We start from the raw sequence: 14,151 nt of genomic DNA, 5'->3' as shown, positions 1-14,151 counted from the left end.
TAATTAATTTATTAAGTAAAAAATTCACTCAGTTTTTCGTTAATCCATTCAGGGTTTTGAATTGGAATGTTATGATCTCCTGTTCCTGAAAATAAGGTTGAATCAGGAATATAGGTATTTAATAACTTCCCATCCGGTAAACAATCCGATTCATTCCCATAAAGTAATAATGTTTTATTTTTTATGAGACTCATATTTTTTTCTGTTGAAAAATTCTTATCCTTTATTAAATCTTGAGGCATCGAAGTTTCATGAAGTAGAAAATCAAATAATTTTTTACTTTTTTCAAGCTGTTTGTTATTAGGAGTAATATTTGTTGAAATACTATAATTTTTCATATAGTGTTCGATATACTCATTACCATATTTTTCAAGAATTTGCTCTGTATCTCCATTTTTATCTGTAATAGGAGAATCGATAATAGCAAGTTTTTTTATTTTATCCTGATGGTGAATTGCAGTATATAAAGCTATTAAACCACCAAAACTATAGCCTACAAGATCAACTTTTGATAAATTTAAATGATTTAAAAGATCCATCAAATCATTAGAAAGAGTTTCTAAATCATACCCATTATCAATTTTGCCGCTAAGGCCGTGGCTACGTAAATCATACATAACCACGTGATATTTTTTAGCAAGTTCCGGAGCTATATTAAAATAAAATATGGATAAATTGGTAAACATACCATGAACCATTACAATTGTTTCGGAAGCTTCCGGATTGAGTTCTAAGATGTGAGTTTTTCTGTTATTTATCTGAATTATTGGCATCTACAATATAATTAACAACATCGTTGATTGATAAATTGATTAATTGATCCATATCCATACCTGATAACCAGCCATTAAAATCTATATTGTCACCATAGGTAGCTTTTACTTTCTCCGCAAATGAAACAATTTCAATACTGTCCATTTCCAAATCTCTGGTAAAAACACTTTCCGGTTCAATAGTTAATTCTTCCGCTACGTCTTCGCCAATTACTTCAGTAATAAATTTTTTAAGTGATTCAAAAATAGTTTCTTTTTGTTTTTCTATAGAGTCCATCCGATTATGAATTTATTATTATGTTTAATTGTTTTTATTATAGTTTCATTGATAGTTAAATTTTCACCATCAATAGATGTTACTTCATATTGCTTAGGATTTCCGTTTAATCCAACACCAAGCATTTTTCCATAGGCTTCTTTAGCTACCCAAAAACGAGTGCTCCATTCTGCTATATTTTCTTTTGATTTAATAAGAGTAAGTTCTTTATCTGTGAATGCAATATCTAAAAAGCCTTTGTCACGTTCCTCAATGGTTTCTATATCAATCCCTACCGGCTTATTAGATACCATACTTACCGTATTGCTTCCTTTATGAGCAATTGAAATTTCTAATGACTTAGTTTCCGGAACCCCGTGTATGGATGGCTTATTTTTTTCGTCATGCTGAATAGAAAATTCTATAGGGAAATATTTTATACCATTTTGGTTATTGATGTAATCTCTAACACTATCCTTTACACATACACGACTGATTAAGAAATCTTTTTTCTTATTTAACATTAAAGAATCATATCGACGTTTTTCTTCAGTGTTTAAATATATATGCATCAAGAAATCTTGATTAACAGCTTTTTTATATCGGTCATCGAAGAAATAAACATTCGGTGCTATTTCATTTGCCAAAATATGATCCGCCGGACTCATATTCGTATTCCATAGCCTGGTGTCAAAACCTTCAAATATTTGATTTTTCCAATTTTTAATTATACACCAAATTTTTCCGTCGCGTTTCATGATAATATCGGCAGTTGCCAATTTATCTACATAGGAGGTAGGAAGACAAATACATTCAAAAATTCCTTCTTGATCTTCTACATCTTGATAGAAATTAATTTCTTCAATTTTTACCGGAAAACTAACTTTAGATTCTCCCTCTAACATCAATTGAAGATATAAGCCATAAAGTTGACCAATAGTATCCATTAAAGAACCTTTACCAAAGGATTTCTTAACAATGGCTCTTAATCCTTTTTTAGAAATGTTTGTAACTTCTAAAATACCTTGATATCCGGGACCATGGAACATATGATCTTTATAAATAATTTCCGGAGTAGGGAGAGCTACCGCATTTTCTCCAAAATCAATATTTTCAAGATAAGCAGGGTCTGCACTTGGATATGCATCGCCTAAAGTTACATCTCCATTTGCGAAATTTTTGATTTTCAAAGAAACTACATTTTCAGTTTTCCAAGTTCCTTCAATGGTATGTTGGAAAGGTTTATATACTTTCATCCATTGGAAAACACTTACAGGACCCAAACGAAGAACCTTTTTATTTAAGTTTTGTTTATGAGCTGCTTCTATTAATAGTTCAAAAGTCATGGTCATAGGTATAACCGGACACATATCTTCAACAACTTTCCAATTTTTAGGTTGTCTGAATAAAGAATGATCTATTATATAAGGATAATTCTTTAAGTCGATATCTAATTTTTCTTCAAAAGAACTTCCAACTTTTATCTCTTGAGTAACCGTATTTGGAATAATTGGTTGAGGAGCATATTCTTTTAAGGGTACAAAATCAGTAACTAAATAATCAGAATTTGATGCAAATGCTTTTCTTGTTTCAACCATTTCAGTAAATTCCTTTTGCATGAGAATAAGTTCTTGGGTATACTCATTCATCGCTTGAATAACCGGATGATTGGATTTAATGAAAAGAGAATTTATAGAATCTGATTCGGTAGTATGAATTTTATATTTATTGGATAATTCCTGTAATAAAGGAAAGTTTTTTACTAAAGATTGGTTTTCAAAAACTTGAATCTCTTCGATAGAAGAAGTTTCCTTATTTTTAAGACCTATGAAAGAAGTATTAATTTCTTTACCTTCAATGAATAATAAAGAAAGTACCCTTCTCAATTGTTCCAAAGTTGAAAGTTTAGGAACTGTAGCCGATATTGCAGCATATTCTTTATTTTTAAGAATATCATCCACAAAACCAATTAAACTTCCACTTCCTATTTGTATAAAAAATCTAACATTTTCTTTTTCATATAATTTTTCAATTAATTCACGAAAAAGAACGGCTTGAGTTAGATGTTGCATGGTTAATTCTTTGAAAGATTCAAAATCATGCGGGTAAACATCTAGGGTAGTGGCCGACCAAACCGGAATGTCATTTTTTTCAATCTTAATGTAATTAAGATCGTCCAGTAAATAAAGCTTCTTTTTTAGGAATGGTGAATGAAAGCCCGATTTAAAATCTAAAACTTGATAAAATATACTTTTAGATTTTAAGATTTGTATTAATTGATCTTTTGCTGTTTCTGTTCCACACAAAAGAACTTGGTTGGGACAATTATCATTAGACAGGTAAAGATCCTGGATTCCATCTAAAATGGGATTTACTGTTTCTGTACCGGCGCCTACGGCGATAAAATACACATCGTCCATATTGTATTTTTCCGGATCCATTGAATTTAATAAATTTTCAACGGATTCATCAGAAACCAGACCACCTGATTTTGCTGCGAACCATTCTCCTAAACTATGCCCTGCAGTTAAATCGGGTATTATACCCATTTTTTTTAACGCTCCGTCTATAATTTCACCTCCGTGAAATTGTTTAAAAGACTGGTCAAGTAATAAATTACCTGTAATTCTTTCTTTAGGTATTTTATACCCAAAATATTTTGCAATACTTTCTACTTCCGGATTAGATGAAGGATCGAATCCCGGAAATAAGAAAGCTATTTTTTCATTATTTCTTAAAAGTGGTTTGTTTGAGAACCAAATATCTTGTCTTCCTTTCCAAGGCTTATCTTTTGAAATTAATTTTTTAGCTTTTTCAATACGATCCGATGTCGGATTAAAAAGAACTAATCGATAAGTACCGTTTGGATCAGATAAGGAAAAATTTCTTTTATCTAAAGCTTTAATTAACGCCTCTTTAGATGAAGCGGAAATAGCTATCGCTTCGTTGTCAAAAACCGGAATTGAAGAGTTGTTTTCCTCGGAATGACTATGTGCCTGTAAAACAACGTGTGCACTCATTCCGTCAATACCAAATGCGCTAACCCCTGCATGTAATGGAATTTCTTTTTCATTCCAATCGATTATTTCGGTAACGGGTGTAATTTGTGTATTTTTAAGTGAATTATTAGGATTTTCACAATTCAGAGTTACAGGAATTTTCTTATTATATAAAGAAAGTGCAGTTTTAATTAAACCGGCCATACCGGACGCAGAAAGAGTATGTCCGATATTTGATTTTACCGATCCGATTAAAACTTTTCCATCTTTGAATAGTTCAGAAAGCACATCAATCTCAATTTTATCATCGTTTTTAATAGCTGTGCCGTTAGCCTCTATATATCCGATATTTTCAGATTTAACTTTTGCATTTTTCCAAGCCTCCTGAATAGCAGTTTTTTGTCCGTTTGAAAAATTATTTCTATTGGAAGCAATTCCCACCCCTTTAATTACAGCATAAATACGATCATTATCGGAAAGAGCTTTACTTAATTTTTTTAGTACAATAAATCCGGCTCCTTCACTTAATAAAATACCGTCAGCATCTTCATTAAAAGGTTTAATTTCTTGTTTATGAGATAATAAACCCGATTTTGAAAACATACTCCAATAAGGAGAGTTTTGGCTAAATTGCATACCTCCTGCGATTGCAATTTCGACCTTATTAGCAAGTAATTCCTGTATTGATTGTTCAACAGCAAGTAATGAACTTACTTCGGATGCATCGATGGTATAGGCAGTACCTTCAGTATTAAAATGAGAGGAAACTATTCCCGCAATTGACTTTGTCGTATGTTCAAGTTGTAATTTATTTTCTTGAGCCCCTTTATCCTTTTGAAAAGCCTCTTTAACTTTTTCAATGTCTTGATCGGAAATGGACGGAAGTATATTTTTAATGGCTAAAGCAAGTTGCTCGCTGGTACGAACAATATCGATCCATTTTAAGTCATTGGAACTAATGTAATTTTCTTTTCCGATTATAATCGAAGATTTCTTTAAAGAAATATTTTTTTCAAATACAGAAGCATCCTCTAATGCTTGATAGACTAATTTTATTACTAAAAGTTGTGTAGGGTCTAAGTGCTGTACCTGTTCCGGTGTTATTCCTATTTTAGATGGATCAATTGTAATAGGAGGAATAAATCCTCCTTTATTACAATAAATATGATCTAATTTATTTAAATTATTTTTAAAGTAGATTGAATCAATTTTTTCTTCAGGAACATCAGTTATGGAAGAAGTTCCTTTCAATAAATTGTTCCAAAAATCATTGATATTATTTGCTCCTGGAAGGAAACAAGACATTCCTACAATTGCAATATCTGTATCTTTCATAGTTATACTCAGATTCCGAAAAATTGTTTAACTCCTTGATCACTTCCTCCCATAATTAAAACTTGGTTATCATTACCATATTTTAATTCGTTAACGAATTCACGAGCTCCTTGTTTTAAAGGAATCATAGCAACACCTCTTTTATTAAATTCATTTTCCAAAGAGCTGGATACCATTCCTGCTCCTTTCCAAGGTCCCCAATTAATAGCTAAAACTCTGGCGTTGGTTTTTCCCTGGATAGCCCACGAAATCATGTCAAACACGCTGTTGGCTGCAGCATAATCAGTTTGTCCTCTGTTACCGTATACAGAAGCGATGCTGCTGAAGAAAATAATGAATTTAATATCACTATGAAGTTCGTCTAACAGTACGTGTAAAGGATTTATTTTAGTAGAATAAACTTGTTCGAATGCTTCAAGGGTTTTATGTGTAAATAACTTATCAACTAAAAGTCCTGCTGCATGAATGCATCCGTCAATTCTACCGTATTGTTTGTACGTATCTTTTATAAATTTCCTTAGTCCTTTTTCATCTGTTACATCTAAAGAAACATATGTTACTTTAGAACCTGACTTTTCAATTTGGGCTATGGTTTGTATAATTTGATTGGTTTTATCAATTTTTTGAGCTTTCTTCTCTATTTCAGTAGGAGTTTTCATTTGCTCTTCATTGATAAGATATTTACGGATTTCATTTTTATCTTTTAATGAAATGTATTTTTTATCTTCCTCAGTAGGTTTAGCGGAACGTCCTACCAAAATATAATGACAAGGATATTCAGAAGAAAGTTGATTAGTTAATTCAGCGGTAATTCCTTGAGCACCTCCTAAAACAAGTACTACAGATTCTTTATCCAGGTCTAATTTAGAGCTTCCATTTACAGCAAGAGCTTCAGGTACTAAATTAAGACGAAAACGTTCGGTATCTTTATAAATGACTTCAGCAGAAATGTCTTTTGCTTGTATTTCATTTAAAACTATTTCCGTTAAATTTTTAGAAGTAAATACAGTATTAGATATAATAGCTCTACAATTTATTTTAGAATATTCACGAGCTAAACTTTTGATTAATCCCGGAAAACCTTGAATTTTCTTTAATTCTTTGATATCTTTTTTACCTTCTAAATCACCCATCAGGTCACTGAAGCTATAGATCCATTGAATACGATCCATATCAGCACTTTTTATAAGAGTAAAAGCATCTTTAATAGTATAATGCCTAGATGATTCTGAAACCTCTAGAATAAGAAGACCGTCGTAGTTTGAAAGATTTGTATTACTGTCTGAAATGATATCTACTGTAGCTCCTTTTGCTTCTAAAGCTTTTTTAAGATCTTTAGCCATAGATTTTCCATCATCAGTAATTGCAAATTTTTTGCCTTCTATTTGTATTTTATCTGATCCATTAATTGGATATTTTTCAAGTTCAAAACGAGTTCTTAAAAGAGGTTCGTCTTTAGCTGAATCAAGGTTTTTTTCTAATTCTGAAATTGATTCAGCATCAAAAGATATTTCATTTACAGCCGGTGAAGCTGCAATTTGCTTGTCTGTTTTTTCTGAAGAATCCCCATTTGCTAAATCTTCAATCCATCCGATAACCCCGTTTAATGTTTTTATAGAGGCCATTTTTTCGATAGCATCTTCAGATTCCTCAAAATCAGAAGTAATATTTAATCTTTCTCGTAATGCTCCAATTATTTCCATTCTTTTAATGGAATCGATACTTAAATCAGCTTCTAAATCTAAATCCAAACCTAACATATCAATTGGATATCCTGTTTTTTCACTTACGGTATTAAGGAGAGCATCTTTAATCACTTCCAAAGAAAGGGCTTCTTTCTTAGCACTTGGAGTTGCTGCAGGTAATATATTTGTAGCTACAGTAACTTCTTGAGATACGGGTTGATCTGATTTTACTAATTCTTCAACCCATCCGATAACCCCGCTAAGTGTTTTAATAGAAGCCATTTTTTCGATAGCATCTTCAGATTCTTCAAAATCAGCATTGATTTTTAATTTTTCTTTTAAAGCTCCAATTATTTCCATTCTTTTAATGGAATCTATACTTAAGTCGGCCTCCAGATCCATGTCTAAACCTAGCATATCAATAGGATATCCGGTTTTTTCACTTACTGTATCAAGCAAAGTGTCTTTGATTACTTGAATTGATAATGCAGGAGCTGAACTTTGAGCAACTGTATGTACCGGTACGGCGACTTGAGCCGGAACAACCACCGTTGGTTGAGGAGTAGCAATTTGATTGCTTTGAGTAGGCACTTGAATAGTTGTTGTTGCTTGAGGAGCAGCAATAGTTGTTGGATTTTGACCAAAGTATCCTAACATGACGTCTCTTTGGTTTTGTATCATAGATCTCATGTTTCCTAAATATTCAAGGATAACATGATCCGCTTGTGTAAGATTGTTATTCATGGTATAAGTATCGGAAATAGCTCCAAAATTTAAATTTATCGGTTTGCTAATTGGAAGTGCTCCGTTAGGAGGAAGGCTTCCTACGGAAGGAATAGCATAATGGCCATTGATAAGCCAGTTTGTAGCTCTCTTTTTATATTTTTCCGGTTCATCAAAATTTATAGAAGTAACTTTTCTACCTTCAAATAGTTTTTCAAGATTTATATTTCTTCCGGTAGCAATATATTTAGCTAATGCATTAAGTAAAAAGGTAATTCCTTCTTTTTCTTTTTCTTCGGTTTGAATTGTAGTAATTTCTTGAGCACCTAAAGTAGATTGAACAAGATTTATGAGAACTTTACCCGGACCGGTTTCAATGAATATTCGCGCACCTTCTGCATACATATTCGTAACCTCTTTGGTAAAGTATACAGGATTAATTAAATGCTCAGCTAAACGATTTTTAATTTCTTCAGGTTTGGAAGGGTATAATTCTGCAGTTGTATTAGACCATATGGACAACGTCGGAGAAGTAAAATCAACAGAAGAAAGCTCTTTCAAATATAAATCTGTAGATTTATTCAATAGTGGACTGTGGAAAGCACAATCTACGGCCAATTCTCTGTAAGTGATTTTCTTATCCGTAAGTTTCTTCATAAACTCAGTCATTGCAGCAGTAGAACCGGCAAGAATGGTTTGTTTGATAGAATTGAAGTTTACGGCCCAAACTTCTTTTTCTCCTTCGAGTAATGATTTTATTTCTACTTCCGGTAGATTTAATGCAATCATTTTACCCTTATCTTGTCCAACAGCATCTAAAATTGCATGGGCTCTTTTTCTACTTAAAGAGACTAATTCTTCAGGTTTGAATACTCCTGCAAAACAAAGCGCAGGAAGTTCTCCATAGCTGTGTCCCGCAACCATATCCGGTTCAATTTCTAAAGATCGTAAAAAACTGGCGATCGCATAATCAACGATACCTAATGATGGCTGGGCATTTTGAGTTTTTGTGATGGTAGTTTGCTGTAATTTCTTACTCTCATCATCAAAAACCGCATGAGGGAATAATATTTTTTCAACCTCTTTATTTTGAATTAATAAGGATCTCATAGTAGGAAATGCCACAAAAAGATCACGAGCCATATTAATTCTTTGACTTCCTTGTCCTGAAAATAAAAAGGCAACTTTACCTTCCTTAGGATCCCTTAGATAAATCCCCGCTTCTTCTTTATTGGAAAGAAGAGATTCAATTTTATCTTTTAATTCAATAGTATTGGAAGCTACTATAGAAGCTTGAATATTTTTATTGTTATCAGTTGCTAAACTATAAGCTATATCTTTTAAGTTTAGAGAACTGTTTATTTCAATTAAATTTTTAACTTTTTGAGCAATTTGTTTGGCTTCTTGTAAGTTATCCCCTTTGAAAACAAATAATTCGGAAGGCCAAGAAGTTAAGCTGCTTGTAGTAGGAATTTCTGATTTATAATTTTCCATTACAACATGGAAATTGGTTCCACCAAAACCAAACGCACTTACTCCGGATATTCTTCTTTCACTGCTCCAGATTCCCGCTTTAGTATTAAATTTAAACGGACTGCTTTCTTTGTTATAAAAAGCATTCGGATTAGTTAAATTGATGGTCGGCGGTTGAATACCGTAATAGGTTGCTAAAGCCGTTTTAATCAATCCGGCCATACCGGCAGCACATTTAGTATGTCCGATTTGAGTTTTTACAGACCCTAAATGAGTTTGTCCCACTAAAGCTCCGGACTCTAAAAACATTTCAGTCAATGCGCTTAATTCTGTTTTATCACCTACAACAGTTCCTGTTCCATGAGCTTCAATTAATTCAACTTCTGAAGGCAAAACACCTGCATGTTTATAGGCTCTTTGTAGAGCTTTCATCTGACCTCTTTTATTTGGAGCGGTCATACCTAAGCTTTTACCGTCACTGCTGGCACCTGTTCCTCTTATTACGGCATAGATTCTGTCTCCATCGCGTTCTGCATCTTCCAGTCTTTTAACCACAATCATTCCAATTCCTTCTCCTAAAGCAATTCCATCAGAATTAGCATCGAAGGAAGCACATTTTCCTTTTCTTGATAAGGCATGTGTTGCAGAGAACATTAAAAAGTCATTTAAACCATTATGTAAATCTGCTCCCCCTATGATGGCAATGTCTGTTCTATAATTTTGTAATTCTTGGCATCCTATATCTACTGCTGCAAGAGATGCACCACAGGCAGCATCAACAGTATAGTTGGTACCCCCTAAATTTAACCTGTTGGTAATTCTACCTGCCACCACATTGGATAAAACCCCCGGGAAGGAATCTTCATTAAGTTTAGGAAGCATATTTTTAAGTTCCTCAGGAAGATCTCCGAAAACTTGTTTTGCATATCCTCTGAATCCATAACTTGAAGCTAATTCGGTTGCTCCTTCTGCACCGATAATAACAGATGTATTTTCTCCATCGAAAGTTTTCATGTCATAACCGGCATCTTCCAATGCTCTTTTAGCTACTAAAAGGCTTAATAACTGCACCGGTTCTATGGAAGCTAATGATTGAGGAGGGATACCAAATTCTAACGGGTCAAAATCTATGGTTGGTATAAAACCACCCCACTTAGAGGAAACGAAATCAGTATCTCTGGTGTCGGGATTATAGAAAAGTTCTTTATTCCATCGGTCATCAGGAACTTCGGTAACACAATCTTTACCGGACAAAATATTTTTCCAGTATTCCTCTAACGTTTGGGCTTGAGGAAAAATACCTGCCATACCTACAATTGCCAATTTAGAACCACTAGGTTCTTTAGTTGGTTCTGTAAGATTATCTAATTTTGAAAGAACTTTATTGTTTTCTATTGCTACGTCTTTGTGGAGTTCTTTTATGGTAGTTGAATTGCCTCTTAAAGCACCAACCTGTCCAATCATAAATACCCCTTTATTTAACTGGTCTTCATTGGATAGTTTGATAAGTTCTTTACCCTGTCTTTCAATTCCTTTTGCAGCAATTCTTTGACGTCCCAAGTTCATTTCTTCAAGTTTCAACCAAACTTCTTTGGAATCTAAACCTTCCGCAAATAATCGTTGTTTTTCTTGATCGAATAATTTGGTAAAAGGGGTAGGTAGAGCTCTGGTTTCTTGACCTGGAGCCGCTTCTAGTAAAACGGTTTTATCATGTGCTACGGATTGTTTTTGATATTCATCTGAAATAGCACCCGTTTCAACAGCTTCTTTTGTAAATAAGTAAGAAGTTCCCATCAGTATACCAATTTTAGCTCCTTTTGCTGCTAAGGATGCAGACATAATAGAGATAAATGCGGAAGAAAATGCATCGTGAATTCCTCCTGCAAAGAATATATTTAATGTACTTGGTTGGTCGTCTTTTAATAAACGATAGATTTGTTTTTCCCAAAGAACCATACTAGGTAAAGGGCCAACATGTCCACCGCTTTCTCTTCCTTCAAAAATGAAATTTCTGGCACCTTCTTTTAAGAACATGTCCAGTAATGATACAGATGGTACATGTAAAAATGCTTTGATACCTTCCTTTTCATAAGGTTTAGCTAATGAAGGTCTTCCACCTGCAATGATAATAAAAGGAGGTTTATTTTCGAGGATGTATTTCATTTGCTCTTCACGCAATGGCGCCGGAGCAAAACCTAAGATACCTACTCCCCAAGCCTTATCTTTTAATAGTGCATGTGTTTTTTCAACAGCATCTTTAGCTGCTTGTCCAATCATTAAGCTCATTGCAATAAATGGAACCCCACCTTCATTGGCAATCTTTTCAGCAAATTCAGGTACGTCACTAACTCGAGCCATAGGACCTTGAGCGATTGGAAATCTGGTTCCTAATTCTTTCGCAAGAGGGCTGTTCTCTCCGATTATATTTAAATTTTTAGCTTGCAATAAATGCCCATAGGCAGCTTCTTGAAAAGCTATAATTAAATTTTCAAGCTTTTTGTATCGTTCTACAAAATCCACGGATAAGCAAATATCCTGTCCCATAGGAATTATATTTTGAGAAAGATCCAGGCCGCCTAAAAAAGGTAAAATATCTTCATATTTTGCTTGTATTGGTAATTCCGGTGAATTTTTTCTAAGTAAAATTCTGAAATTGTCGATAATAACAGTTTCGCTTCCACTCAGCTTGTTAAAAATATTTTTTAAATCTTTAGATATACTACATTCTGGAAAAAGAGCGATTTGACTATCCAATATGATACCTTGTGCCCCCATTGCTAAGGCAGCAGCAGAGGTATGAATACCCATTCCTCCTTGTATGTAAATTTTAGTTTTTAATTTTTTGTGCTTGTTTTTGATTCCTTGAAAAAGAACGTATGAGGATTCATAAGCCACTTTTCCTGCTCCTTCATTTCCTTTTAATATAATTGATTCTACCCCTTTTTTGATGGCTTCTTCTGCTTCATCCAATGAGTGAACTTGATGAAAAATTTCTATATTTTTTTTAACAGAAATTTTAAAATTAAAAGGAATAAATATTTTTGTTACATTTTCAGGAAGTGTAAGGTCAGCCATTGATTCTGACACAAAACATACACCAAATGATTCTCTTGTTTTTTCAGAAAGTTCATTTAAACTTTGAATAGCTTTGTTTTTATCTCTTCCTAAATGTAGAATTGGAAAAGCCCCGGTTTTAATAGTTTTTAAGGCTAGATCAACGTCAGGTAATTCAAAAGGAGAAAGAACAAATAACTCTTTTTTTTCTTGCATGGCTTAAAAAAATTGTATTTAGTAAATATTTAACTTATCAATGTTTTTTACTACTTAAGATAATCTAGGATCATATAGTATTAACTAAACATATTCCCCGTGTTATTAAAGGGGGGAAATCGAATCGCAAATATAATCAAAAAAAAATAATTTTAACATTTTGTTAATATTAATTTATATTAAGTTTTTGATCTTGCGAACCTGCCAAATAAAGATGATTATAGCTAAAATAGTAGAGATTGTATCGGATAATGGAATGGAGTACCACACTCCGTTTAATTTTAAGTAGTTAGGTAGAATAAATAATGAGGGTACAAGTAGTAAGAATTGTCTGCTCATACTTAAAATAAAAGCAATAACAGCTTTTCCAATACATTGAAAAAAATTCGAAATAACCATTTGTATGCCGCTTAATGGTAATGTAATGGTCATTATTTGTAAAGCTAAAGATGCTTCTTTTGCTAATTTTGGGGAAGGATTAAAAGGTTGAACAACAAGTCCAGGGAATAAAAAACCGAATAAAAATCCTAGACATCCAATAAAAAATCCGGTTTTAAGGCTGTAAGTTAACGTGTCCTTAACTCTATTCATATTTTCAGCACCGAAATTATAACCTATAATAGGCTGCATTCCTTGAGTTAAACCTACTAATACCATTATAAATACCATGATTAGGCGATTGGCTATGGTATAAGCTTCTATGGCTGTGCTGCCTCCGTAAACATTAAGCCTGTTATTTATGAATAAAACAACAACAGATGCAGCAATTAACATGAAAAAAGGAGCAAACCCCACATTAATTATGGACCAAATGATCTTATAATTGGGTTTTAAACTTTTCCAGTGAAAATATACAATGGAACTAGAATTAAAAAAATGTTTTAAAACGACACCCAAGCCTATCGCCATGGAAATATTGGTTGCTATGGCAGCACCTTTCATTCCCCATTTCAATACAAATATAAAGATGGGAGCCAAAATAATATTGGCGACAACTCCTATAAGCATCATATACATGGCTTTTTTAGGATATCCTGATGCTCGCATGATACTGTTGAGAGCATAATTAACCGTTAAAAATATATTTCCCGGAAGATAATAGAGTAAAAATTCTTTTGCAAATGGGAATGTTTGAGGAGTAGCTCCAATACCAATAAGTATCGGATCCATGTAGGCATACATACCTATGATTAACAAGAAAGTTAATGCGGTAGCTAATAAGATGGAATTTCCCAATACAATATTGGCAGATTTCATATCTTTTTGGCCTAGAAAAATTGAGGTACGTGTAGACGCACCGGCTCCAACCAGCATACCTATTCCTGAGATAAGGTTCATTATGGGAAGAAGAACTCCCAGTCCTCCTATAGCATGATCTCCCAAATTTTCTCCATGACCTATGTAAATACTGTCAATGATATTGTATAAAGCAATTACTATAGTTCCTATAATAGCCGGAACGGCATATTTCCAAATAAGTTTGCCGGGTTTTTCATTCTCCAGCTCTGAGATGTTTTGAGATTTATCTATAGCCTCCATTCGTAATAATTAAGATCGTCTGTTTTTTAATAAATAGTTAGTTAAGTAAAGGAAAAGAATAGGTTATTAATCTTTTTTATGAAGATTAATAATCTATT

At 33.2% G+C, this 14,151-nt stretch carries 5 protein-coding genes; all 5 read right to left on the bottom strand.

What is annotated here, in order from left to right; all coding sequences use genetic code 11:
* Window positions 1-11: 11 nt before the first annotated feature.
* Entirely contained in the window at window positions 12-773 is a 762-nt protein-coding gene (locus tag G8C41_RS08040; protein WP_166007164.1) for an alpha/beta fold hydrolase, read from the bottom strand.
* Complete coding sequence (locus tag G8C41_RS08035) at window positions 751-1,050, bottom strand: acyl carrier protein (protein WP_105296282.1); 300 nt, start codon at window positions 1,048-1,050, stop codon at window positions 751-753. The genes G8C41_RS08040 and G8C41_RS08035 overlap by 23 nt, the downstream gene beginning before the upstream one ends.
* Window positions 1,038-5,363, bottom strand: coding sequence for a type I polyketide synthase (locus tag G8C41_RS08030; RefSeq protein ID WP_166007162.1), 4,326 nt, complete (start codon window positions 5,361-5,363; stop codon window positions 1,038-1,040). Before G8C41_RS08030 ends, G8C41_RS08035 begins: the two co-directional genes overlap by 13 nt.
* A gap of 8 nt (window positions 5,364-5,371) precedes the next feature.
* Window positions 5,372-12,514: a type I polyketide synthase gene (locus tag G8C41_RS08025; protein ID WP_166007160.1), complete on the bottom strand. Its 7,143-nt coding sequence runs from the start codon at window positions 12,512-12,514 to the stop codon at window positions 5,372-5,374.
* Window positions 12,515-12,688: 174 nt separating this feature from the next.
* Entirely contained in the window at window positions 12,689-14,053 is a 1,365-nt protein-coding gene (locus G8C41_RS08020) for an MATE family efflux transporter (RefSeq protein WP_221411723.1), read from the bottom strand.
* Between the last annotated feature and the right edge of the window lie 98 nt (window positions 14,054-14,151).

Source organism: Apibacter sp. B3706, assembly GCF_011082725.1.
GTDB lineage: Bacteria > Bacteroidota > Bacteroidia > Flavobacteriales > Weeksellaceae > Apibacter.
This window is presented reverse-complemented; position numbering and strand designations above follow the sequence as displayed.